The 22,426-nt window shown below is 67.8% G+C and carries 25 protein-coding genes; all 25 read left to right on the top strand.

The window, feature by feature from the left end; all coding sequences use genetic code 11:
• Window positions 1-408: 408 nt before the first annotated feature.
• The 25 genes from VVD47_RS00415 (at window position 409) to VVD47_RS00295 (ending at window position 22,423) form a co-directional block, all read left to right on the top strand.
• Window positions 409-1,242, top strand: a complete 834-nt coding sequence (locus VVD47_RS00415; RefSeq protein WP_327601423.1) for a flagellin N-terminal helical domain-containing protein — start codon at window positions 409-411, stop codon at window positions 1,240-1,242.
• A 414-nt stretch (window positions 1,243-1,656) separates the two neighbouring features.
• The gene (locus VVD47_RS00410; protein ID WP_327601422.1) at window positions 1,657-2,037 is read left to right on the top strand and encodes a flagellar protein FlaG; all 381 of its coding nucleotides are present in this window, start codon (window positions 1,657-1,659) and stop codon (window positions 2,035-2,037) included.
• 83 nt (window positions 2,038-2,120) lie between these two features.
• The gene (gene fliD, locus VVD47_RS00405) at window positions 2,121-3,506 is read left to right on the top strand and encodes a flagellar filament capping protein FliD (protein ID WP_327601421.1); all 1,386 of its coding nucleotides are present in this window, start codon (window positions 2,121-2,123) and stop codon (window positions 3,504-3,506) included.
• Window positions 3,507-3,524: 18 nt separating this feature from the next.
• Window positions 3,525-3,938 carry a flagellar export chaperone FliS gene (gene fliS, locus VVD47_RS00400; protein ID WP_327601420.1) on the top strand — a complete coding sequence of 138 codons (414 nt, stop codon included), beginning with the start codon at window positions 3,525-3,527 and terminating at the stop codon, window positions 3,936-3,938.
• Entirely contained in the window at window positions 3,935-4,270 is a 336-nt protein-coding gene (locus VVD47_RS00395; RefSeq protein WP_327601419.1) for a flagellar protein FliT, read from the top strand. Before fliS ends, VVD47_RS00395 begins: the two co-directional genes overlap by 4 nt.
• Window positions 4,271-4,296: 26 nt before the next feature.
• Complete coding sequence (gene fliK / locus VVD47_RS00390; protein WP_327601418.1) at window positions 4,297-5,577, top strand: flagellar hook-length control protein FliK; 1,281 nt, start codon at window positions 4,297-4,299, stop codon at window positions 5,575-5,577.
• On the top strand, window positions 5,574-5,981 hold the full coding sequence (locus tag VVD47_RS00385; protein WP_327601417.1) for an EscU/YscU/HrcU family type III secretion system export apparatus switch protein: 408 nt from the start codon (window positions 5,574-5,576) through the stop codon (window positions 5,979-5,981). The genes fliK and VVD47_RS00385 overlap by 4 nt, the downstream gene beginning before the upstream one ends.
• The gene (locus tag VVD47_RS00380) at window positions 5,978-6,745 is read left to right on the top strand and encodes a flagellar brake protein (protein WP_327601416.1); all 768 of its coding nucleotides are present in this window, start codon (window positions 5,978-5,980) and stop codon (window positions 6,743-6,745) included. The genes VVD47_RS00385 and VVD47_RS00380 overlap by 4 nt, the downstream gene beginning before the upstream one ends.
• Before the next feature lie 26 nt (window positions 6,746-6,771).
• Window positions 6,772-7,695, top strand: coding sequence for a cation diffusion facilitator family transporter (locus VVD47_RS00375; RefSeq protein WP_327601415.1), 924 nt, complete (start codon window positions 6,772-6,774; stop codon window positions 7,693-7,695).
• A 187-nt stretch (window positions 7,696-7,882) separates the two neighbouring features.
• Window positions 7,883-8,632 (top strand): beta-ketoacyl synthase chain length factor, encoded by a 750-nt coding sequence (locus VVD47_RS00370; RefSeq protein WP_327601414.1) that lies wholly within the window; start codon window positions 7,883-7,885, stop codon window positions 8,630-8,632.
• The gene (locus VVD47_RS00365; RefSeq protein ID WP_327601413.1) at window positions 8,629-9,429 is read left to right on the top strand and encodes a lysophospholipid acyltransferase family protein; all 801 of its coding nucleotides are present in this window, start codon (window positions 8,629-8,631) and stop codon (window positions 9,427-9,429) included. Before VVD47_RS00370 ends, VVD47_RS00365 begins: the two co-directional genes overlap by 4 nt.
• The gene (locus VVD47_RS00360) at window positions 9,413-9,673 is read left to right on the top strand and encodes a phosphopantetheine-binding protein (RefSeq protein WP_327601412.1); all 261 of its coding nucleotides are present in this window, start codon (window positions 9,413-9,415) and stop codon (window positions 9,671-9,673) included. Before VVD47_RS00365 ends, VVD47_RS00360 begins: the two co-directional genes overlap by 17 nt.
• A gap of 15 nt (window positions 9,674-9,688) precedes the next feature.
• Window positions 9,689-9,937: an acyl carrier protein gene (locus tag VVD47_RS00355; RefSeq protein ID WP_327601411.1), complete on the top strand. Its 249-nt coding sequence runs from the start codon at window positions 9,689-9,691 to the stop codon at window positions 9,935-9,937.
• A complete protein-coding gene (locus VVD47_RS00350) occupies window positions 9,934-10,494 on the top strand; it encodes a hypothetical protein (RefSeq protein ID WP_327601410.1) in 561 nt (186 codons plus the stop codon). The genes VVD47_RS00355 and VVD47_RS00350 overlap by 4 nt, the downstream gene beginning before the upstream one ends.
• On the top strand, window positions 10,487-12,238 hold the full coding sequence (locus VVD47_RS00345; protein ID WP_327601409.1) for an ApeI family dehydratase: 1,752 nt from the start codon (window positions 10,487-10,489) through the stop codon (window positions 12,236-12,238). The genes VVD47_RS00350 and VVD47_RS00345 overlap by 8 nt, the downstream gene beginning before the upstream one ends.
• Window positions 12,235-12,978: a glycosyltransferase family 2 protein gene (locus VVD47_RS00340; RefSeq protein ID WP_327601408.1), complete on the top strand. Its 744-nt coding sequence runs from the start codon at window positions 12,235-12,237 to the stop codon at window positions 12,976-12,978. The genes VVD47_RS00345 and VVD47_RS00340 overlap by 4 nt, the downstream gene beginning before the upstream one ends.
• Entirely contained in the window at window positions 12,975-13,910 is a 936-nt protein-coding gene (locus tag VVD47_RS00335; protein ID WP_327601407.1) for an LpxL/LpxP family acyltransferase, read from the top strand. Before VVD47_RS00340 ends, VVD47_RS00335 begins: the two co-directional genes overlap by 4 nt.
• A gap of 15 nt (window positions 13,911-13,925) precedes the next feature.
• On the top strand, window positions 13,926-14,360 hold the full coding sequence (locus VVD47_RS00330; RefSeq protein WP_327601406.1) for an acyl-CoA thioesterase: 435 nt from the start codon (window positions 13,926-13,928) through the stop codon (window positions 14,358-14,360).
• Entirely contained in the window at window positions 14,348-14,947 is a 600-nt protein-coding gene (locus VVD47_RS00325) for an outer membrane lipoprotein carrier protein LolA (RefSeq protein WP_327601405.1), read from the top strand. Before VVD47_RS00330 ends, VVD47_RS00325 begins: the two co-directional genes overlap by 13 nt.
• Before the next feature lie 885 nt (window positions 14,948-15,832).
• Window positions 15,833-18,139, top strand: coding sequence for an MMPL family transporter (locus VVD47_RS00320; RefSeq protein WP_327601404.1), 2,307 nt, complete (start codon window positions 15,833-15,835; stop codon window positions 18,137-18,139).
• A complete protein-coding gene (locus VVD47_RS00315) occupies window positions 18,136-18,717 on the top strand; it encodes a DUF3261 domain-containing protein (RefSeq protein ID WP_327601403.1) in 582 nt (193 codons plus the stop codon). The genes VVD47_RS00320 and VVD47_RS00315 overlap by 4 nt, the downstream gene beginning before the upstream one ends.
• Before the next feature lie 76 nt (window positions 18,718-18,793).
• Window positions 18,794-19,969 carry a beta-ketoacyl-ACP synthase gene (locus tag VVD47_RS00310; RefSeq protein ID WP_327601402.1) on the top strand — a complete coding sequence of 392 codons (1,176 nt, stop codon included), beginning with the start codon at window positions 18,794-18,796 and terminating at the stop codon, window positions 19,967-19,969.
• Window positions 19,962-20,438, top strand: coding sequence for a hotdog family protein (locus tag VVD47_RS00305; protein WP_327601401.1), 477 nt, complete (start codon window positions 19,962-19,964; stop codon window positions 20,436-20,438). Before VVD47_RS00310 ends, VVD47_RS00305 begins: the two co-directional genes overlap by 8 nt.
• Window positions 20,439-20,468: 30 nt before the next feature.
• Window positions 20,469-21,200 carry a 3-oxoacyl-ACP reductase FabG gene (fabG, locus tag VVD47_RS00300; RefSeq protein ID WP_327601400.1) on the top strand — a complete coding sequence of 244 codons (732 nt, stop codon included), beginning with the start codon at window positions 20,469-20,471 and terminating at the stop codon, window positions 21,198-21,200.
• On the top strand, window positions 21,197-22,423 hold the full coding sequence (locus VVD47_RS00295) for a beta-ketoacyl-ACP synthase (protein ID WP_327601399.1): 1,227 nt from the start codon (window positions 21,197-21,199) through the stop codon (window positions 22,421-22,423). Before fabG ends, VVD47_RS00295 begins: the two co-directional genes overlap by 4 nt.
• Window positions 22,424-22,426 lie beyond the last annotated feature (3 nt).

Here is a 22,426-nt window from a genome sequence, read left to right as displayed (position 1 = left end):
CCGGAGCGATCCGGCGGGGTTTTTCTTTTTCGGGGGCGGTGCTGTCTGGCGGCTGAGCGCCCCGCGTCACGGCGCGCCAGACACACGCCAGGCACACACCAGAAGTCCGCCAGCATTCCGCCGAATGCCTGCAGGGGGCGGCAACACTGCGGCAAAGACTGCCGCCCCGCCGGAAAAAAAGGCCCTCTCCCACCCCGCTCGGCCACTCGACCGCAACTTGCGCCGACGCGCCCAAGACCCCTGAAACCCTTGCCATGACTGGCTTTCGTCAAGCTGGCACGCTCGCTGCTAATTGGAGTGCGAGCCGGCCAGCCGCGCAGTACCCCTGCGACTCGGTACTGCCCGTCGGCTGTTGCCGCAAAACCGTACCGAGCGGCGTGATAACGCAATGACGAAGGAGAGCCAAACATGGCAATGACCATCAACACCAACGTGCCGTCGCTCAACGCGCAGCGGAACCTCGGCACCACCAAGGATTCGCTGGCGACATCGCTGCAACGCCTGTCTTCCGGCCTGCGCGTGAACAGCGCCAAGGACGACGCCGCCGGCCTGGCCGTGGCGGAACGCATCCACGCCCAGGTGCGTGGTTTCAACGTCGCGATCCGCAACGCCAACGACGCCATCTCGCTGATGCAGGTGGCTGACGGTGGCTCGCAGCAGATCGCCGACAACGTGCAGCGCATGCGCGAGCTGGCCGTGCAGGCCGCCAACGGCACGCTGAACAGCGGCGACCGCGCCAACCTGCAGGTGGAATTCGCCGCCCTGGGCGCCGAAGTGGAACGCCTGTCCCAGGCCACCAAGTTCAACAACGTGAACCTGCTGAACTCGCTGACCACCACCTTCACCTTCCAGATCGGTGCGGGTACCACGGCCAACGACCAGATCAGCGTGTCCACCGCCGACCTGCGCGCCTCGGTGCTGGCGATCGGCAGCGTGTCGATCGACGTGACGATGGCCTCGACCGCCCTGATCGCGATCACCAACCTGGATTCGGCGATCAACACCATCACCACGACCCGCGCGGGTTTCGGTGCCGCGCTGAACCGCGCCAGTGCCGTCATCTCCTCGCTGCAGATCGCGGTGGAAAACCAGGCGGCCGCACGTGGCCGGATCATCGACGCGGACTTCGCGGCGGAAACCGCGAACCTCAGCCGCTCGCAGATCCTGCAACAGGCCGGTACCGCCATGCTGGCGCAGGCAAATGCCCTGCCGCAGCAAGTGCTGCAGCTGCTGCAAGGCTGATCGGAGGCCGGAAAAACGACAGGGGGACATGGCCCCCTGTTTTTTCTGGCCGGCACGGTGTTTTCAGTCAGTTCGTAAACGTTTGTTTTGCAGGAGTATTTTCGGGAGACCAGGGCGGTTTGTCACAGTTGGAAACCAAGAAGGTCAGCTAACCCTGTGCTGGCGTTTCACAGCGCCGTAATTGTTCTCAAGCCCTTCGGAAGTCATTGAATCCACAAGATTCTCAAGGCGACGACGGGTATGCCGTAGTAACAGGCAGGGATTGCAGAAGCAATCCTCGCCGGCAACGGCAAACAACGAGAAACGCACAGAAAAAACTCTGAACCGGAAGATGGGCTCCCACGCCCATCCCGCGGTCGAGGCGAAAGCCGGAACCGCGGGCCGCAGGGCACCGGCAAGGAAGGAGGTAGCACCATGGCGATCCAACCCGTACCGCCGCCGCTTGGACAACTTGTGAGTCGCCCCCAGGGCGTGACCCCGGCTCGACCTGCCGCGGAAGCCCCTGCGACCACCGAGTCCACAGCTCCACAACAAACCGCGCAAACTGAACAGACATCTTCCGCTCTAAGTGTTCGAGAACAGGTTGACCGTGCCATGAATGAAGTCCGTCAAGCTTTAGGCCCCGTGGCACGCAATCTGCAGTTCTCGATCGATGACGAGACAGGCCGTACCGTCATCAAGGTGGTGGACGCGACGACGAAGGAAGTCATCCGCCAGATGCCCAGCGAAGAATTGCTGGCCATCACGCGGTCGCTGGATAAGTTCTCGGGTTTGTTTGTCAAACAGAAAGTTTGACGGGCAGTTCCGCGGTCCGACGCACTGACCAGGCGCAGGCATCCTTGCGCAAGGCCGTGCGGCGTCAGATGAGGTAGCACATCATGGCAGGCACGATCACATCGCTCGGGGTAGGTTCCAACCTCAACCTCGAAGACATGGTGACGCAGCTGATGCAGCTCGAGCGTCAGCCGATCACCCAGTTGCAGACGCGTAGCGCCGGCGCCACCACGCAGCTCTCTGCCCTGGGCAGCCTGAAGAGCGCGCTGTCCAACCTGCAGACCGCCGCCAAGGCCCTGTCGACGGGCACCACGTTCAACGCGTTCAAGACCAGCGTCGCCGCGACCGACGTGGCCAGTGCCACCGCTTCCGGCGGTGCCGTCGCCGGCCAGTACAGCATCGAGGTCACCCAGCTCGCGCAGTTCCAGAAGGTGAAGTCCGCTGCCGTCACCAACGGCGCGACGATCGGCACCGGCACGCTGACGCTGGAGCTGGGCACGACCACCGGCGGCGCCTTCACTGCCGACGGTACGAAGACGAAGAACATCGTCATCAACAGCAGCAACAACACGCTGGCCGGCCTGCGCGATGCGATCAACGCATCCGGCGCCGAAGTCAGCGCGTCCATCGTGAATGAGGGCACCAGCTCGCGCCTGGTGCTGACCTCCAAGAATTCCGGCACGACGAATACCTTCCGCCTGTCCGGCCTGAGCGGCTTCGACTACAACCCGGCGAGCGAAACGGGCTCGATGGAGAAGATCACCTCGGCGCTGGACGCCAAGGTCACCATCGACAGCATCGAGGTGACGCGGTCGTCCAACACCATCACCGACGCCATCAACGGCGTGACGCTGAACCTGACCAAGACCAACACCGGCTCGCCCACCACGCTGGCGGTCACGACCGACGCGAAGGCGGTGGAAGACAAGGTCAGCGCCTTCATCAAGGCCTACAACGACGTCAATTCGTTCATCCGCACGCAGACGTCCTACGACGCGACCAGCAAGAAGGCCGGCACGCTGAACGGCGACGCCGCCGTGCGCAGCATCCAGTCCCAGTTGCGCGCCACCGTGAGCGGCACGCTGTCGGGCGGCACGCTGACGCGCCTGTCGGAAGTGGGCGTGAAGATCGCCGTGGATGGCAGCCTGTCGCTGGACAGCACCAAGTTCCAGGCCGCGCTGGCCGATCCGACCAAGAACGTGTCCGCGCTGTTCGCCGACACCAACGGCGTGGCGGGCTTCGGCAAGCAGATCGACAGCAAGATCTCCGACTTCCTGGGTACCGAAGGCGTGCTGACCTCGCGCACCGACGGCATCAACAAGACGATCACGAACTACACCAAGCGTATCGAGGCGCTCGAAGTACGCATGGAAACCATCGAGGCCCGCTATCGCCGGCAGTTCAGCGCACTGGACACCATGGTGGCCAGCTACACCAGCACCGGCAACTACCTGACCCAGCAACTTGCCGCGCTGGCCGCCAACTCCTAACCGGTCGAAAGAACACGCATGTTCACCACCCAATCCGCTTCCGCCTACGCCAAGGTCGGCGTCGAAACCGGCGTCGGTACGGCCGATCCGCACCAGTTGATCGTCATGCTGTTCGACGGCGCCCTGCTGGCCATCAACAGCGCCGCCATCGCGATGGAAAAAGGCGATCCCGCCGCCAAGGGCCAGAACATTTCCAAGGCCATCGAGATCATCACCTACGGGCTGAAAGCCAGCCTGGACGCAGAAGCCGGCGGGGAGTTGTCCACGCGCCTCGGTACGCTCTACGACTACATGTGCGAACGCTTGCTGTTCGCCAACCTGAAGAACAACCAGGCCACGCTGACCGAGATCTCCAACCTGCTGGCGGATCTCAAGGATGCGTGGGAGAACATGGGCAGCGTCACCAACGGTGGCGAGAAAGTCACGCCATGAGCAGCCTGCACCTCTACGAAACCATGAGTGGCCTGACCGGGCAGATGGTGGACGCCGCCCGCGCGGAAGACTGGGACCGCCTGTGCGAGCTGGAACAGGAAGTCGCCGGCCTGCGCAACCGCCTGGTCAGCGAAGATCCGATCACCGCGCCGCAAGGCCTGTCCGACCCCGCCCTGCGCGAGCGCAAGCTGACGCTCATCCGCCGCATGCTGGAAGACGACCGCACCGTGCGTAGCTATACCGAACCCTGGATGGAGAGCGTGCGAAGCTTCCTGGCGGCGGGTACCCGCACCCGCAACGTCCGCATGGCCTACCAGGCGTTCGGCGAATAATCCTCACCCGCTGACGGGAGTCGACCGTGATTCCGGCCGACCTCGCCACCCGCCTTCGCGAACTCATCGCGTCCCAGATCCAGCCGCTCACGGCGAGCACTTCGCTCGCCAGCGAGTTGCCGGACTTCGAACTCGGGCAACGCTTCAACGCCCTCATCCAGTCCCCCCTGCCGGACGGCACCTTCAAGGCCCTGGTCGCCGGCCGCAACATGACGCTGGCCCTGCCGGAATCCGCCAAGGAAGGCGACGTGCTGGAACTGGTGGTGACCGAGCGCCCGAAGGCCGACGGCACCGTCACGGCCCGCCTCGCCGAGCCCGCCGCCCAGGCGCAGCCGCGCCCCCAACTCTCGCATGCCGGCCAGATCATCAGCCAGTTGCTGACCGGGCGGCATTCGCAAACGGACCCGGAAGTCCAGCTCAACAGCGGCAAACCCCTGGTGGACACTTCGCCGGCCGCGGTGACGCCCCGGCAGGGCAATGCCTCGTCCGCCGCGGAGACGGCCGCAACCCCCAACGCCCAGCTCGGCGCGCGCCTGGCCGCGCAGCTGGCGCCGGCACTACGACAAGCAGTCAGCCAGAGCGGCCTGTTCTACGAATCACACCAGGCCCGCTGGGTGGATGGCGAGCTGCCGCTGGAAAGCCTGCTGAAAGAACCGCAGGCCCAGGCACGCCTCGCCAGCACATCCGCCGGCGGCCCCCTGCCTGACGCGGCAGCCGAAGCGTCCGCACAGGACGGCACGCAACCGGGCGGGCAGGCGGCCCCCCTGCGCGACACCCCCGCGCTACGCCAGCAGGCCGCATTGGCCGGCAACGATATGACAACCGCCGACGAGGCCGCGCGCCTGGCCAACGGCGACACCACCACGACCGGCACGTCGGCCGAATCTGCCCGCGGCGCAGCGCGCATGCCGGAGAGCGTGGGGCCGATCGTGCACCAGCAACTCGACGCCCTGGCGACCCAGCAGGCAACCTGGACCGGTCAGGTATGGCCGGGCCAGATCATGCACTGGACCGTGGAAGATCCTCGCGGCGGCAATGGCGGCCAGGGCGGTGATGGCCAGCAAGGCAGCGACGAGGAATTCGCCGCCTGGAAGAGTGACATCCGCATGCTGCTGCCCGGTCTCGGCGGTCTCGATGCGCAACTGATCCTGACGCCTGCCGGCCTGGCCCTGCGCATCACGGCGCCCAACCCGGAAGCCATCGCCACCATGCGTGCGCACCAGAACGAGCTGGCCACGGCGCTCGAGGCGGCCGGCGTGCCGCTGACCGGCATGTCGCTGGAGAGCCCGTCGGGGTCCGGCACATGAACAAGGCCACCAAGGGCAACGGCAGGAACAACGGTGAGTTCGACCCGCGTGCCACGGCGGTCGCGCTGGCATACGGCCAGGGGGAAGCCGCGCCGCGCGTGGTGGCCAAGGGCCGTGGCGTGCTGGCGCAGGAAATCATCAATCGTGCGCGCGATGCCAATGTCTTCGTGCATGAATCACCCGAGCTCGTCGCCCTGCTGATGCAGGTGGACCTGGACGCTCGCATACCGCCGCAGCTGTATGTCGCGGTGGCCGAGTTGCTGGCCTGGATTTACCGTCTGGAAGCAGGCATTACTGCACCGCCGCCGCAATTGCCCGGTGATATAGTCGCCGCCAGTGCCGCGCTGCCCCAGTCGCCGCACGCCGACTCCTCGCCCGTGTCCAGTCCGTCCGAACCTGCATGACCGAGACCCAACAACCCGCCCCGCGCTTCGAGCTGCTGCAGGCCGACAACCTCACCCAGTACCTGCTCTCCGAGCGTCGCGAGATCGCCTTCGTGCTGCGCCAGCTCGCGCACAAGCGCAGCCTGGTCACGGCCTACTACGGACCGAACGAGCGCTTCCTGACGACCAGCGTCATCGGCGTGTCCGAAGACGAGCGCTCCCTGCTGCTGGACGTCGCCCGCGACGAAGCGCTGAATGCCGAGGCGCTGCTGGCCGAGCGCCTGCTGTGCATCACCCAGCTCGACAAGGTGAAGGTGCAGTTCGCGCTGAGCAAGCTGCAACGTGCCGAGGCCGATGGCCTGCCGGCCCTCCGCGCGCCGCTGCCCGACAACCTGTTGCGCCTGCAGCGCCGCGAGTACTACCGCCTGCACGCGCCCACCGCCCACGCGCTGTCCTGCGTCATCCCGCTGCCCGATGGCGGCCGCATGGAAGCGCGGGTCGTCGACATTTCCGGTGGCGGTCTCGCCGTCATCGTGCCGCCGGCGGGTACCGATTTCGCGCCCGACATGGTGTTCGAGAACTGCCGCATCGACCTGCCGGATTTCGGCCCGGTCACCACCAAGCTGCGCGTGCGCAATCTCTTCCGCCTGACCAGCCGCAGTGGCGTGGTGACCCTGCGCGCCGGCTGCCAGTTCGAAGACCTCAGCACACCGATGGCCAACGCCATCCAGCGCTACATCCTGCGCGTCGAACGCGAACGCAAGGCGCGCGAAACCGGTCTCTGAACCGCGGCCTGCCGGCCCTGCAGCACATGCCCGCCAGTTCCAGCACCCGTCCCGGTGCCACCCGCTACGTCTGGTTGTCGATCGTCGCCGCGCTGGCCACCATCGGCCTCAAGCTGGCCGCCTGGTGGCTCACCGGCTCGGTCGGCCTGTTGTCCGACGCGCTGGAATCCTTCGTCAACCTGTTTGCCGCCGTGTTCGCGCTCTCCATGGTCATCGTGGCCGCGGCACCGCCGGACGAAGACCATCCCTACGGCCACAGCAAGGCCGAGTATTTCTCCAGCGGCTTCGAAGGAACGCTGATCCTGCTGGCCGCGGCGGCCATCCTGTGGACCGCCATCCCGCGCCTGTGGGCACCGCAACCACTGGAGACCCTGGGCATCGGCCTGTGGCTGACGGCCGCAAGCACGGCCGTCAACCTTGCGGTGTCGCGCGTGCTGTCCGGCGCGGCGCAACGCCTGCGCTCCGTCGCGCTGGAGGCGGATGCCCGCCACCTGATGACCGACGTGTGGACCTCCTGCGGCGTGGTCATCGGTCTGCTGGCCGTGCTGGCCACCGGCTGGTTGTGGCTGGACGCTGCCATCGCCGTACTGGTGGCGCTGCGCATCCTGGCCGAGGGCTGGCGCCTGATGCGCGGTGCCGTGGGCGGGCTGATGGACGAGGCGCTGCCGGCCGACGACCTGGCTGTCATCGAAGACGTACTGGAGGGCTTCCGCCCGCGCGGCCTGCACTTTGCCGAACTGCAGACCCGTCGCGGCGGCCATGCCCGTTTCATCAGCGTGAAGGTGCGCGTACCCGGTGACTGGCGGGTGGATGCCAGTCACGGCCTGCTCGACGAGATCGAGGCCGCGCTGGCAGCACGCCTGCCGGGCGCGCAAACCGTCACACATCTGGAACCCCTGGAGGCTGTAATGCCGCTTCAGGCGCCCCGCGAGGCAGACCGGGCAGGTTAAAATTGCGGGTTTCCCGGCGTTCCAGTCACTTGCCGGGCCGGGTTTCCAGTGGATTTGCATTGACCATGACTGCCGCCTTCCAGCTTCGTTCCACCGCCACACGCGCGACCCGTGCCGTATTGCACGGCAGCGTAGCCGTGCCCGTGGCCCGCGCGGCAACCAGGCCCTGAACGGCACCCCGAGCGACATGTCCGCAAGCACCGCCATGACCCTTCACTTCTCGCTCGCCCGCTGGTGCGCCTGGGCGCCCCGCCTGCCGGACGCGGCCGCCTGGCTGGCCTGGGCACAGGACGGCCGCAGCGACGACGTCGAGCACGCACCCGCCGTCGCGGCCATGGCACCGATGCTGCGCCGTCGCCTGGGGCGCTACGGTCGCATGGCGCTGGAAACCCTCTTCGGCCTCGGTGACAACACCGGCCAGCCCATCGTGTTCGCGTCCCGCCACGGCGAACTGTCGCGCTGCCTGGCGCTGCTGGAAGAACGCCACGCCACGGGCGGCCTGTCGCCCCAGGGTTTCAGCGTGGCCGTCCACAATGCGGTGCCGGGCCTGTACACCATCGACCGTCAGGTTGCCGCGCCGGTGTCCGCCGTTGCGGCAGGGGCGGACAGCTTTGCCGCCGCGTTCATCGAAGCAGCGACACTGCTTTCCGACGGCCACGAGGAAGTCTGGATTGCCGTCTGCGAGGAACCGATGCCGGAAATCTTCGCCACGTTCGTCGATGAGCCGCAGCAGGCCTATGCCTTCGCGCTGGCGCTGCGTGCCGGTGACGAATGGCGCTTCGCTGCGTCGCCGGATACGGTGGCGCCCGCGACGACCGACATCCCGGGCGCCCTGCAGTGCCTGCGCGGTCTGCTGCGTGGTGAAAACACCCTCGTCCGCACGCCGGCACAGTGCTGGCAACTGACGGCCGTCGACGCTGCGAGGCGCGCGGCATGAAAGCCCTGGTCGGCACCTTCGCGCGTGCAATCGACCGCCCGTGGCGCATCCTCGCCACCGGCTTCTGCTTCACCGTGTTCGGCCTCGGCGGCCTGTTCGTCCTGATGATCGTGCTGCCGGTGCTGGCGCTGGTGCGCAATCCGAAGCGACGCAACCGCTGGGCGCGCAGCTTCATCCATTACAGCTTCCGCTTCTTCACGCGACTCATGGAAATCGTCGGCGTCATCAGCGTGGAATGGCGCGACATCGAGCGCCTGCGGCGCGGCGGGCAACTGCTGCTCGCCACCCATCCCTCGCTGATCGACGTGGTGCTGCTGATCTCCGTCGTGCCACGGCCGGACTGCGTGGTGAAGGCCTCGCTGTGGGACAACCCCTGCATGATGGGGCCGCTGAAGATCGCCGGCTTCATCCGCAACGATGGCGGACCGCAACTGGTGGAAGACTGCATTGCCTCGCTGCGCGCCGGCAATACACTGGTGATCTTTCCGGAGGGCACGCGCAGTAAGCCGGGCCAGCCGATGCAACTGCAACGCGGTGCGGCCAACGTGGCGGTACGCGGCGAGCGCCGTTTCACGCCGGTGCTCATCAGCTCGTCGGAGCCGATGCTCACCAAGGGCACGCCCTGGTGGCAGGTGCCGCAGCGCCGCCCGCATTTCGTCGTGGAAGCCCGTGAGGAAATGCCGATCGAATCCCTGATCCCCCCCGAGCGCGAGGCCGCGCTCGAAGCCCGCGCGCTGACCACCGCGCTGCGCGACTACTTCACCGAGGAACTCAAACTCCATGCAAGCACTTGTTGACGAGATCAAGCAACTGGTCATCGACAGCCTGAATCTCGAGGACATCACGCCGGCCGACATCGACACCGATGCGCCGCTGTTCAACGAGGGTCTGGGCCTGGACTCCATCGACGCGCTGGAGCTGGGCATCGCCCTGCAGAAGCGCTACGGCATCCACCTCGCGGCCGAGGCGGCCGAAACCCGCGAGCACTTCCGCTCGGTTGCAGCGCTGGCCGCTTTCGTCAGCGCCAACCGCACCCTGTAAGCACCAGAGGTCGTCATGAATCAGCAGGAAATCTTCAACACCATCTCCAAAGCCTTGCAGGAGACCTTCGAGATCGCGCCCGAGCGCATCACGATGGAGGCGAAGCTCTACGAAGACCTGGACATCGACAGCATCGACGCCGTCGACCTGATGGTGAAACTCAAGACCCTGACCGGGCAACGCCTGTCGCCCGAGGCATTCCGCTCCGTGCGCACGGTGGGCGACGTGGTCGAGGCCATCCACAAGATCGTGCAGGGCGAATGAAATCCGGCGCCTGGACAGCGCCGCTCGCGCTGTTGCTGCCCGCCCTCTTCTGGTTATGCCACGCCCAGGGCTGGCCCCTGTGGATCGGCGGCGCGCTCCTGCTGCCGCTGGCCATCCTGCAAGGCAGGCGCCATGCCTGGACCCTCGCACTCGCCGCCGCCGTGCTGGGTGCCTGGGCCTTGCTGGCGCGCAGCGACATGCCGGTGCGGCTCTACCCGGTGGCCATCAGCTTCACGATGCTGTTCGTCTTCGGGGTCACGCTGTGGCGCACGCCGACCATGATCGAGCGTTTCGCCCGCCTGCGCAGGCCGGAACTGCCGCCCGAGGCGGTGGCCCATTGCCGGCGCGTCACCATCGCCTGGTGCGTGTTCTTCTGCCTCAACGGCACGGTAGCCCTGTGGACTGCGGTGGCCGCCAGCGAACGCGTGTGGGCGCTGTACAACGGCGGCATTTCCTACGGCTTGATGGGCCTGATGTTCGCTGGCGAGTGGCTGTTGCGGCAGCGCCTGATCCGCCGCAACGAAGCCATGCAGGACGCCGGTAAGACCCATGCCTGAAAACCCGGCCCTTCCTTTGCTGCGCGACCTGCCGCGCACGCTGCAGTCACGCCATGCGTCGGTGGCGCTGCGGCACGGCCAGCCCGTCAGCCCCGCACGATTCCTCGAAGACACCGGCCGCGCCATCAGCGCCCTGCGCTCACTCGGCGGCGGGCGTCGCGTGCTCTACAGCGACGACACCTATGTGGCCGCCGTATGGCTGGTGGCCGCGCTGTGCGAAGGCGCCACCGTCGTCATGCCGGGCGAGATCACCACCGCCACCCGCGAGCGTCTCGCCCGCGACGGCGACAGTCTCATCGGCGATCTGCCCGACAGCGCCCTGCGCGACTGGCACGACTTTCCGGTCGCCGCGCTGCCAGCGCAACTGGATACACGCAGCCGCATCGTCATCCACACCTCCGGCTCCACCGGTACGCCCAGCGAGATCACCAAGACGCTGGCCCAGACCGAAGCCGAGGCGCTCGCCATCGAATGTTCCGTCGGCGCCAGCCTGGCGGACCCGGACAACGCAGTGCTGGTGGCCGGCAGCGTGCCGCACCAGCACATGTACGGCCTGAGCTTCCGGCTGGTGTGGCCGCTGGCTGCCGGCCGCACGCTGCTGGCCCATGCACTGCCCGGGCCGGAAACGCTGTGGTCGCTGCCGGCCGGGCGGCGCGCGGTTTTCATCAGCAGCCCGGCGCTGCTCAAACGCCTGCCGGACACGCTGGACTGGCCCGCCCTGCCCCCGCTGGCCGGCGTGGTCTCCGCCGGCAGCCCGCTGCCGCGCGAAGCCGCGCTCGATGCCGCCCGCAAGCTCGGCTGCATGGTGACCGAGATCTACGGCAGCTCGGAGACCGGCGCCGTGGCTCGCCGCCTCGGGCCGGATGCTGACTGGATGCCCTTGCCGGGCGCACGCTGGCAACTGGGGCCGGACGCTTGCATGGCCTGGCAGGCGACCTGGCTGGCGGAAGAATTCAACGGCAACCGCTGGTTCCAGAGTGCGGATCGCGCCGAGGCGGTGGCCGGCAGCTTCCGCCTGCTGGGTCGCACCGACCGGCTCGCGAAGATCGAAGACAAGCGCATATCGCTGACCGCCATCGAGGCCGCCTTGCGCGCGCTGGACGACGTGGCCGAGGCGAGGGTCATCGTCCTGCATGGCGCGCGCGACGAAGTGGGTGCCGTGCTGGTGCTGAGCGAACATGGGCAAGCAGCGCTGGCCCGCGAGGGCAAGGGCCGGTTCGACCGCCGCCTGCGCACGCTGCTGGCCCGCACGGTGGAGCCGCTGGGCCTGCCGCGGCGCTGGCGGCACGTCGCGGCGCTGCCGCACAACGAACTGGGCAAGACCACGGAGGCTGCCTTGCAGGAGTGCTTCGACGCGACCACGGCTCCCGCGGGCCGTGAATGGCCGCGCGTGCTGGAGACGCACCGCGACGGTGACCGCCAGACGCTGACGCTGGCCATCGACGCCGACCTGATCCACTTCGACGGCCATTTCCCGCAGATTCCCATCCTGCCCGGGGTGGCCCAGCTCGACTGGGCGCTGCACTTCGGCGCGCAATGCTTCGAACTTCCCCCCGACTGCCTGCGCCTGGAAGTGGTGAAGTTCCAGCAGGTCATCCGTCCCGGGCAGCAGGTTTTGCTGCAGCTCGACTGGAACCCGGACAAGGCATCGCTCAGCTTCGAATACCGCAGTGGCGAGGCGAGTGAGCATCGCCACGCCAGCGGGCGCATTGCACTGGGCACCGCGACGGACACCGGCGCATGAAGCTGGCGGTGGTCATCCCCGTCTACAACCACGAACACGCCATCGGCACCGTGGTGGAAGGTGTGCGTCGTCATGGTCTGCCGGTCATCCTGGTCGACGACGCCAGCGCGCCGTCCTGCGCCGCGGAACTGGATCGCCTCGCGCACGAAGTCGCCGGGGTGGACCTGGTGCGCCTGCCCCGGAACGGCGGCAAGGGCGCCGCCGTGTCCGCCGGCATGCGCCGGGCACAGGCGCGCGGCTTCAGTCACGCACTGCAGATCGACGCCGACGGCCAGCACGACACCGCCGACATCCCGCGCTTCGTCGCGGCCGCGCAAGCGCAACCGCAGGCGGTCATCAACGGCTGCCCGCGTTACGACGAATCGGTGCCCACGGGTCGTCTGGTCGGACGCTACATCACCCACGTCTGGGTGTGGATCAACACGCTGTCGCTGCGCATCCGGGACTCCATGTGCGGCTTCCGCATCTATCCGCTGGCCAGCGCCATGCCGGTGGTGGATCTTCCTGCGCTGGGACAGCGCATGGATTTCGACACCGAGATCATCGTGCGCATGGACTGGGCCGGCGTGCCGGTGGTGAACCTCGAAACGCCGGTGCGCTATCCGCTGGATGGCGTGTCGCACTTCCAGATGTGGCGCGACAACCTCCGCATCTCCGCCATGCATGCGCGCCTGTTCTTCGCCATGTTGCCGCGCGCACCGCGCCTGCTCTGGCGCCACCTGGGCGGGCCACGCGGATGAGCCGCGACACGACCGGCACCCGCCACTGGGCCAATATCGGCGAGGCCGGCTTCACCGGCGGCATGCGCTGCCTGCTGTGGCTGCACCGCATCGGCGGCCATCACCTGTTCCGCCTGGCGCTCTACCCGGTGATCTTCTGGTACGTCCTCGTCCGTCGCAGCGCACGTCACGCGTCGCGCGACTACCTCGCACACCTGCATGCGCACAGCGGCGGTGCCTCGCCGGCACCACGCTTCGCCAACGTCTTCCGCCATTTCATGGCCTTCGGGCAGACCCTGCTCGACAAGCTGCGCGCCTGGAGTGGCGAGCAGGACTGGGCCGTGCATTTCTCCGGCGAGGAAAGCCTGCTGTCGCTTGCGCGCGAGGGCCGCGGCGCGGTGGTCGTCATGGCGCACATGGGCAACCTGGAGGTCTCGCGCGTCATCGGCGCCCTGCACGGGCTGCGCATCAACGCCCTGGTGCATACCCGCCACGCGGAGCGTTTCAACAACCTGCTGAAGAGCCTCAACCCGGACAGCGGCCTGTCCTTGCTGCAGGTCGGCGCCCTCGATCCGGCCACCGCGATGCAGCTGTCGGCCAAGGTCGCGGCCGGCGAGACCATCATGATCGCCGGCGACCGCGTCCCCCTGGACGACAGCCGCGCCACCCTCCGCCTGCCCTTCCTAGGCGCCGAAGCGGACTTCCCCATCGGCCCCTACGTGCTGGCTGGCCTGCTGCGCTGCCCTCTGCTCGGCATGCTGACCAGCGAGCAGGCCGACGGGCACCATTTCCGCATCTTCAAGCTGGCCGACGAAGTACGCCTGGACCGGCGCGATCGCCTGGGCAGCGTGCGTCCGCTGGCACAGGCTTTTGTGCAACAACTTGAAACTGAATGCCACACGGCACCGCTGCAGTGGTTCAATTTCTTCCCGTTCTGGGCCGCCAGAACCTGAACCGGGCCCGTCACGATGAACACCCAGCGCCGCTGGCACGCCGAAGTCGACATCCTCATCCCCTTCCACGATCTCGATCCCATGGAAGTGGTGTGGCATGGCAACTACGCGCGCTACTTCGAGATCGCCCGCTGCGCGCTGCTGCAGCAGATCGACTACGACTACCCGCAGATGCGCGAGTCCGGCTACGTGTGGCCGGTAGTCGAGATGAGCCAGCACTTCGTGCGCCCGCTGCGCTACCAGCAGACCATCCGCGTCGCCGCCGAAATCGTCGAGTGGGAAAACCGCCTGAAGATCCGCTACGTGATCCGCGACGCTGCCACGGGTGACCGCATCACCCGTGGTTACACCGTGCAGGTGGCCGTTCACGCCGGCACGATGGAAATGCGCTTCGTGTCCCCCGCCATCCTGTTTGAAAAGCTTGGACTGGAGCCGCCATGCGACGCCTGATCGCCTTACTCGCCGCACTGTGCCTGCCTGCACTGGCCCACGCCGACCTGCTCACCGACGTCGGCGAACGCATCACCAAGGCCCCCGTGGTGCGCGGTGAATTCACCCAGACGCGCGAGCTGTCCGGCATCAAGAAACCGGTCAGCGCGGAAGGCCAGTTCCTCGTCCTGCGTGGACAGGGCGTGCTGTGGAGCACCACCAAACCCTTCGGCAGTTCACTGCGGGTGACCTCCACCGAGATCCTGCAGCGGGACGCCCGCGGCAACTCGCTGCGCCTGCGCGCCGACGGCGAGCCGGTGGTCGGCACCATCAGCCAGGTGCTGATGGGCGTCATGGCCGGCGACTTCACCCAGCTGGACAAGCTGTTCACCGTCAGCGGCAAGCTCGACGGCAAGCGCTGGCAACTGGCGCTGGCACCGCGCGAAGCGGCGATGGCCAAGGTGATCGGCGAAATCCGCGTCGCCGGCGCCAGCACCGTGGAAGACGTGGTGCTGGACGCTCCCAATGGCGACCGCACGCGCATCGAGATGCGCAAGGTGACGACGGCCCAGCAGGCAGAGACGGCTGAGCGTGCTGCGTTTGAGTGAGCATGCAGCCAAGCATGCTGGCTGGGACGGTTATCCGGACTCGCTAGGGCGTCACTTCGCTGGAGGCCGGGCCGGGACTCGCCCCGGCGGGCGAGGTTCTTTCTTTGTGCGGACAAAGAAAGAACCCAAAGAAAGCCGCCCCGCTTCCGCCGCCGCCTGCGGCGGTGCCCTGCGCTGCTCGACAAGCCGAGCGGCTCCGCAACTCACCCTCAGTCTGTCGCTGCGCTCAGCCTTCGGTGCACAGACATGCTCGCCGTCGCGCTACGCGCGATCCCTCGGCTTGTCTGTGCTGCTCGGCGGCTGCAGAGGGGACGGGGCGTCGTGCAGGGTTGAGAGGCCGAGCTACAAATCCAGAACCAATACAACAAGGGCCGCTCCTGCAAGCGACGTCGCGGCAATGTCGACACGGCCCCCTACCCCCTCTGCAGCCGCCGAGCAGCGCAGCGGTGACGGGGAATCGCGCGCAGCGCGACGGCGCGGATGTCTGAGCGCGCAGCGCGACTCGGTTGCAAAACCCGGCAGCCGCCCGGCTCCGCGAGCAGCGCAGGGAACCGCCGAAGGCGGCGGTGCAAGCGGGGCGCGTTCTTTGCCTACTTTCTGCCGCGCAGCAGAAAGTAGGTCGCCCGCCGGGGCGAACTCCCGGCCAAGCGCAACGCAAAGCCACCGGCCCTTCGGCGGGAGCCGGCACAACACCAAGAGCACAAAACAAAGTCGCTGGATTCCCGCTTCCGCGGGAATGACGGTGCGATGGTCTGTGCCAACCCAGATAGTCCGTGCAGAGATGACGCGGAGGAGGCGCGAGGCCCACATGAGCGCGGCACGTTGCGTGGCACGCGTGACACGTTTTCAGCGCGCACACCCCTTCCAGACAGAAGGGAAAAACGCATGAACCGCGACAACATCCGCGCCCGCTGCCTCCCCCTCGCCGCCTGGGCGTGGCTCGCCCTCACCCTGCTCCTCAGCGGCGTGTCACTGCTGCAATGGCCGCAGTGGAAGCAGCGGCTGGACAGCGACATCTTCGCCCTGCTGCCGCACGACCAGCGCGACCCGCGCGCGGAGGAAGCGCTCGAACAACTCGCCCGTCGTGGCGAGCGCCAGTTGGTGCTGATGGCCAGCAGCCAGGATGCGGGAGCGGCTCGTGCCACCGCGCATGCCCTGCGGGAGGCCCTGAAGGGCCAGCCCCTGGCGGAAGAGTCTTCCGCGCTGGACCCAACCGTCCTGCGCGACACCCTCAAGCCCTACCGGGCGGGGCTGGTGTCGGCCAGCGACAACGCTGCGCTGATGCATGGCGCGGAAGCGTGGACCGCGCGTGCTGCCGCCAATGCCATGAGTCCTGTCAGCACCAGCGGCCTGAGCTGGAACGACGACCCCTATGGCCTGTTCGGCAACTGGCTGCTGGAGCGCGCGCAAGCATCGCCGGCACGCCCGGTCGGCGACCTGCTGGAAGTGGCGGAAGGCGGCCAGACGCATGCGATCCTGAACTACCGCATCACCGGCAACGCGTTTTCCTTGAGCGTGCAGAAGGAGATCGATGCCGCGGTCAGCGCCGCCATCGCGTCGGCAACGCGGCCGGGTGTCGCGGTGCGTCGCGCCGGCGTCATCATGCATGCCGCCGCCACGGCCCGCGCGGCGGAGCACGAACTGAACCTCATCGGCAATGGCTCGATGCTGGGCATCGTGCTGGTCACGCTGCTGACCTTCCGTGGCTGGCGCGGCCTGCCGCTGATGCTGCTGCCGGTAGCCATCGGCTCGCTGTGGGCGCTGGGGGGCAGCTTCCTGGTCTTCGGCCAGGTGCACGTGCTGACCCTCGTGTTCGGCGCCAGCCTCATCGGCGTGGCGGTGGACTACGCCGAGCACGCGCTGGGCAGCAGCCTGGACGACCCGCAGCCGCCACGGCAGCGCTACCGCATCCTGCTGCCGGGCATGGCGCTGGCGTGGCTGACCACCGTGCTCGCCTACGCCGGCCTGCTGGTGACGCCCTTTCCCGGCCTGCGCCAGATGGCGGTGTTCGCGCTGATCGGCATCACCGCCGCCTGGCTGTGCGTGGTGCTGTGGTATCCCTTCATCGCGCCGGCCTCGCTGCGGCCGGGGCCGCTTGCCGCGGTGCTGCTGCGCCAGCGCGAGCGCTACCCGATCTGGCCGTCGGGCTGGCGTGGCTTCGCCCTTGCCGCGGTGCTGGCGCTGCCGCTGGGCTGGGGGCTGTCGCGACTTACCATCAGCGACGACATCCGCGGGCTGATGGCCAGCAACCCGGCCTTGCTCGCCGAGCACGGCGAAGTGGCGCGCGTGCTGGGCCTGCCCAGTCCGGCGCAGTTCTTCCTGGTCAGCGGACCGGACGCGGAGACCGTCCTGCAGCGCGAGGAAGCCCTTACCGCCAGGCTGCGCGAGGCGATGGCCGCCGGCAGCCTGGGAGGCTATCAGGCCCTGTCGGACTGGCTGCCATCGGCCGCTCGCCAGCAAGCCGCCCGCGAGGCGACGGCGCGGCTCTACGGCGAACCGGGCATCGCGCCCCTGCGCGATGCGCTCGGGCTGGACGCCGACTGGCAACCGGCGGCGCGCGGCGAGCAGACGCTCAGCCTGCCCACCCTCATGAGCTCGCCATTGCTGCCGCTGCTGCAGGGCTTGTGGCTGCCCGGCGGCGGCGATACACCCCCGGCCAGCGTCGTCTTGCTGAAAGGCCTGTCGGGGCAGGCCAGCATCGCCGCCCTGTCGGCCCTGCAGACCGAGGGCGTGCAATGGGTGGACAAGCCCGAGCGCATTTCCGGCCTGTTCAGCCACTATCGCCAGCGCCTGGGCTGGATCTGCGTGATCGCCTTCGCACTCACCGTCCCGCTGTTGTGGCCGCGCTTCCGTGGCGACAGCTGGCGGGTGCTGGCGCCGGTGGTGTTCGCCTGCACCTGCACGCTGGCGCTGATGGGCGCGCTGAACATGCCGGTACAGTTGCTGACCATGCTGGCCCTGCTGATCGTGCTGGGCATGGGCGTGGATTACGGCGTGTTCATCGTGGACAGCCATGGCGACGGGCGCAGCTTCGTCGCCACCTTGCTGGCGGCCTCCACCACCGTGCTGTCCTTCGGCCTGCTGGCCTTCTCCAGCACGCCGGCACTGGGCGCATTCGGCTTCGCCATCTTTGCCGGCATCGGCATCGCCGCCCTGTCCGCCCCCCTGTTCCGCCGCCTGGAGACCGCATGAGCCTTGCCCACCTTGTTGCCCACCGTGGCGTTTGCTTTGTCGCCCGCTTTGTCGCCCGCTCGTTTGCCGGCGCACTCCTGCTCGGCCTGCTCGCCGCCTGCGCGCCGGCGGACGAGCCTCAACTGCTGCGCATCCCGGTGGCGGCACTGGGCGAGCGCACCCTGAACCAGCAGGTCAGCATCACCCGCGGCGGCACCACCCGCAGTTTCGACGCCGTGGTGGAGATCGACGCCAGACGCCTGCGCCTGGTCGCCAGCGGCGTGGGCCTGCGCCTGCTGGCCCTCGACTACGATGGCGAGCGTCTCGCAATCAGCGACAATCGCCTGCCGGAAGGCCTGCCGCCGGCCTGGATCATGAACGACATGCTGTATGCCCTGGCACCGATCGAAACGCTGCGCAAGGCCCTGCCCGCAGGCTGGCAGGTCGTCGACGAGGAAGGCAGCCGCATCCTGCTGAAGGACGGCCAGCCCGCCATCGACATCGAGTACGGCCCCGACGCCCCGTGGAACGGCAGCCTGCGCGTGCAGCAACGCCTGGGCGGCTACACGCTGGACATCGTGAGCGCCGAAGTGAAGTAGGCACGGCATCGGGCAAGCCACGACACGACATGCACGAACGACACACATACGACACGCCAACCGGGAACGTGACGAGATGAAGGTATTCCTGAACACCGTGGGCCTGCTGTGCGCGCTGGGCGACTCGACGGACACGATCCGCGAGAACCTGTTCGCCGGCCACTCGCCGGGCATGCGGACGACCGATGCGTTCAGCCCCGGCCGCGCCCTGACGCTGGGCACGGTGGGCACCGACCTGCCCTCGCTGGACGACCAGCCCCTGCCGCTGCGCGGCCGCAACAACGCGCTGCTCGCACAGGCCTTCGCGCAGATCGAAGCCGGATACCGGCAGCTTGCGCAAGGCATCGCGCCGGAGCGCATCGCGGTCATCCTCGGCACCAGCACCTCCAGCATCAGCCAGACCGAACACGCCCTGCCTTACAAGGCCGAACACGGAGCGTGGCCGGACGACTACCACTATGCCCACCACGAGCTGGGCACGCCGGCCACCTTCATCGCCCACCTGAGTGGCGCCCGCGGGCCGGCCTACGCCATCTCCACCGCCTGCTCGTCGAGTGCCCGCGCGCTGGCCACCGGTGCCCGCATGCTGCGCGCCGGCATGGTGGACCTGGTGATCGCTGGCGGAGCGGACAGCCTGTGCCACTTCACGGTGGCCGGCTTCTCGGCGCTGGAGTCGGTATCGGCCGAACGCTGCAACCCGTTCTCCGCGAATCGCCACGGCATCAACATCGGCGAAGGGGCCGCCCTGTTCGTCATGAGCCGCGATCCCGGGCCGGTGGCGCTGAGCGGCTGGGGCGAGAGCTCCGACGCCCACCACATCTCGGCCCCCGAGCCCTCCGGCCGCGGCGCACGCGAAGCGGTCTGCCAGGCGCTACAGCGCGCGGGGCTGGACGCTGCGCAGCTCGACTACATCAACTGCCACGGCACCGCCACGCCGCTGAACGACGCCATGGAGTCGCGTGTGTTCGGCGAGCTCTGCCCACAAGTGCCGGCCAGTTCCACCAAGGCGCTGACCGGCCATACACTCGGCGCGGCCGGGGCCGTGGAAGCCGCGCTGTGCTGGTTGACCCTGACTGACGCGCAACACCGGCTGCCGCCCAATCTGTGGGACGGCCAGGCCGACAGCGAATTGCCGGCCCTGAACCTGGTGGCAATTGGCGGACACGCCACACGGCCCGTGCGCAACGTCCTGTCCACCTCCTTCGCTTTCGGCGGCAACAATGCCGCGCTGGTACTCTCGCGCCATGACTGAAGCAACCTCCGGCCAACCGGTCCTCCCGGACATCGCCAGCCTGCTGCCGCATGCAAGCCGCATGCTGTTGCTGGATCGCTGCGTGGAGATCGGCGAGGAGCACCTGGTGGCGGAGGTGGTGATCCGGCCCGACACCATGTTCTGCCGCGACGGTGCGGTCGGTGCCTGGGTCGGCATCGAATACATGGCGCAGGCGGTCGGCGCATACGGCGGCAACGTCTGGCGCCAGCAGGGACAGCCGCCGAAAGTCGGCTTCCTTCTCGGTACCCGCAAGCAGCTGTGCCACCGCCCGCGCTTCGCCATTGGCAGCGTGCTGCGCGTGACGGCGCGCCGCGAGTTCCAGGGCGGCGACGGGCTTGCCGCCTTCGCCTGCTCCATCGAGGACCAGGACGGCCTGGCTGCCGAGGCAACCCTGTCCGTCTTCGAACCGGCCAACGTGGCGCAGTACCTGCAGCAGGCTCCTCAGTAAAGAACGCAAGAAAGCACCATCGGGTTCCACATGAGCACCAACAAGACAGTCCTGGTCACCGGCGCGAGCCGCGGCATCGGACGGGGTATCGCATTGAGGCTGGCGCGCGACGGCCATGACGTCGTCGTGCATTGCCGCTCGCGCATCGACGAAGCACAGGCCGTCGCGGCAGAGATCGAGGCCATGGGACGTCGCGCCCGCACGCTGCAGTTCGACGTGGCTGATCGCGACGCTGCACGCAATCTGCTGGAAGCGGACATCGCCGCGCATGGCACCTACTACGGCGTTGTCTGCAATGCCGGCATCCATGCCGACAACGCCTTTCCGGCGATGACCGACGAGGAATGGGACAGCGTGGTCGGCACCAATCTCGATGGCTTCTACAATGTGTTGCGCCCGCTGGTGCTGCCGATGGTGCAGACGCGCAAGCCAGGGCGAATCGTCACGCTGTCGTCGGTGTCCGGCGTCGCCGGCAACCGCGGCCAGGTGAACTACAGCGCGGCCAAGGCCGGCATCATCGGCGCCACCAAGGCGCTGGCGATCGAACTGGCCAAGCGCAAGATCACCGTCAACTGCGTGGCGCCAGGCCTGATCGACACCGACATGGTGTCGCCCGAGGTGCTGGAAGAAGCGATGGCGATGATTCCCATGCGCCGCATGGGCAGCGTGGACGAAGTGGCAGGAACAGTGGCATTCCTGATGAGCGAGGACGCGGGCTACATCACCCGCCAGGTCATCAGCGTGAACGGAGGCATGGTTTGAAGCGTGTAGCAGTCACCGGCATGGCCGGGTTCAGCCCCCTGGGCACCGACTGGCCCAGCGTGCGCGAGCGCTTGCTGTCGCTGCGCAATGCCGTGCAGTACATGGAAGACTGGGATCAGTACGAAGGCCTGCTGACCCGCCTGGCCGCACCGGCCGCGCCTTTCGATTTGCCCGCCGAGGGCTACGACCGCAAGCGCACGCGCAGCATGGGCCGTGTCGCCATTCTGGCGGTGCGCGCCACGGAACTGGCGCTGGCGGATGCCGGCCTGCTCGGCGACCCGCTGCTGAAGAGCGGCGAAGTCGGCGTCTCCTACGGCTCGTCGATGGGCTCGCCGCCCGCGATCCGCGACTTCGGCCGCATGCTGCTCAACAAGTCCACCGAGGGCATCAACGCCAACAGCTACCTGCGCATGATGTCGCACTCCGCGGCAGTGAACATCGGCGTGTACTTCGGCCTCTCCGGTCGCGTCTACACCACCAGCAGCGCCTGCACGTCCGGCAGCCAGGGCGTGGGCTATGCCTACGAAGCGGTGAAGAGCGGCAAGGCTGTCGCGATGGTGGCGGGCGGCTCGGAGGAGCTGTGCCCGACCGAAGCCGCGGTATTCGATACGCTGTTTGCCACCTCGACCACCAACGCCACGCCGGAACTGAGCCCGCGTCCCTACGACGCGGCACGCGACGGCCTGGTGCTGGGCGAAGGCGCCGGCACCCTGATCCTGGAAGACTGGGATCACGCCGTGGCCCGCGGCGCGCGCATCCATGCGGAACTGGTGGGCTACGGCACCAACTGCGACGGCAACCACGTTACCCAGCCGCAGAGCAGCACCATGGCCCAGGCCATGCGTCTCGCGCTGGAGGACGCCGGCCTGCCGCCTGATGCCATCTGCTACGTAAACGGTCATGGCACCGCCACCGAGCATGGCGACATCGCCGAGTCGCACGCCACCCAGGATGTCTTCGGCAAGCGCATTCCGCTGAGCACGCTGAAGAGCTACATGGGCCACACGCTGGGCGCCTGCGGTGCACTGGAGGCCTGGTACAGCATCGAGATGCAGCGCGAAGGCTGGTTCGCGCCGAACCTCAACCTGCAGAACATCGATCCGCGCTGCGGCGATGTCGACTACATCGCCGGCAGCACCCGCCAGATCGATGGCGAGTACGTCATGAGCAACAACTTCGCTTTTGGTGGTATCAATACTTCGCTGATTTTCCGCAAACTCTGACTC

Source organism: Uliginosibacterium sp. H1, assembly GCF_036017065.1.
GTDB lineage: Bacteria > Pseudomonadota > Gammaproteobacteria > Burkholderiales > Rhodocyclaceae > Uliginosibacterium.
Note: the sequence above shows the minus strand (reverse complement) of the source record. Positions and strands in the feature narration are given on the sequence as shown.

Coding starts and splice junctions, on each gene's coding strand:
- VVD47_RS00360 (WP_327601412.1), top strand. CDS start 9,413: ATGCAAGCACTTGTTGACGAGATCAAGCAACTGGTCATCGACAGCCTG.
- VVD47_RS00355 (WP_327601411.1), top strand. CDS start 9,689: ATGAATCAGCAGGAAATCTTCAACACCATCTCCAAAGCCTTGCAGGAG.
- VVD47_RS00410 (WP_327601422.1), top strand. CDS start 1,657: ATGGCGATCCAACCCGTACCGCCGCCGCTTGGACAACTTGTGAGTCGC.
- VVD47_RS00375 (WP_327601415.1), top strand. CDS start 6,772: ATGCCCGCCAGTTCCAGCACCCGTCCCGGTGCCACCCGCTACGTCTGG.
- VVD47_RS00325 (WP_327601405.1), top strand. CDS start 14,348: ATGCGACGCCTGATCGCCTTACTCGCCGCACTGTGCCTGCCTGCACTG.
- fliD (WP_327601421.1), top strand. CDS start 2,121: ATGGCAGGCACGATCACATCGCTCGGGGTAGGTTCCAACCTCAACCTC.
- VVD47_RS00340 (WP_327601408.1), top strand. CDS start 12,235: ATGAAGCTGGCGGTGGTCATCCCCGTCTACAACCACGAACACGCCATC.
- fliS (WP_327601420.1), top strand. CDS start 3,525: ATGTTCACCACCCAATCCGCTTCCGCCTACGCCAAGGTCGGCGTCGAA.
- VVD47_RS00320 (WP_327601404.1), top strand. CDS start 15,833: ATGAACCGCGACAACATCCGCGCCCGCTGCCTCCCCCTCGCCGCCTGG.
- VVD47_RS00305 (WP_327601401.1), top strand. CDS start 19,962: ATGACTGAAGCAACCTCCGGCCAACCGGTCCTCCCGGACATCGCCAGC.
- VVD47_RS00330 (WP_327601406.1), top strand. CDS start 13,926: ATGAACACCCAGCGCCGCTGGCACGCCGAAGTCGACATCCTCATCCCC.
- VVD47_RS00415 (WP_327601423.1), top strand. CDS start 409: ATGGCAATGACCATCAACACCAACGTGCCGTCGCTCAACGCGCAGCGG.
- VVD47_RS00335 (WP_327601407.1), top strand. CDS start 12,975: ATGAGCCGCGACACGACCGGCACCCGCCACTGGGCCAATATCGGCGAG.
- VVD47_RS00380 (WP_327601416.1), top strand. CDS start 5,978: ATGACCGAGACCCAACAACCCGCCCCGCGCTTCGAGCTGCTGCAGGCC.
- VVD47_RS00345 (WP_327601409.1), top strand. CDS start 10,487: ATGCCTGAAAACCCGGCCCTTCCTTTGCTGCGCGACCTGCCGCGCACG.
- fabG (WP_327601400.1), top strand. CDS start 20,469: ATGAGCACCAACAAGACAGTCCTGGTCACCGGCGCGAGCCGCGGCATC.
- VVD47_RS00395 (WP_327601419.1), top strand. CDS start 3,935: ATGAGCAGCCTGCACCTCTACGAAACCATGAGTGGCCTGACCGGGCAG.
- VVD47_RS00370 (WP_327601414.1), top strand. CDS start 7,883: ATGTCCGCAAGCACCGCCATGACCCTTCACTTCTCGCTCGCCCGCTGG.
- VVD47_RS00310 (WP_327601402.1), top strand. CDS start 18,794: ATGAAGGTATTCCTGAACACCGTGGGCCTGCTGTGCGCGCTGGGCGAC.
- VVD47_RS00315 (WP_327601403.1), top strand. CDS start 18,136: ATGAGCCTTGCCCACCTTGTTGCCCACCGTGGCGTTTGCTTTGTCGCC.
- VVD47_RS00385 (WP_327601417.1), top strand. CDS start 5,574: ATGAACAAGGCCACCAAGGGCAACGGCAGGAACAACGGTGAGTTCGAC.
- VVD47_RS00350 (WP_327601410.1), top strand. CDS start 9,934: ATGAAATCCGGCGCCTGGACAGCGCCGCTCGCGCTGTTGCTGCCCGCC.
- VVD47_RS00365 (WP_327601413.1), top strand. CDS start 8,629: ATGAAAGCCCTGGTCGGCACCTTCGCGCGTGCAATCGACCGCCCGTGG.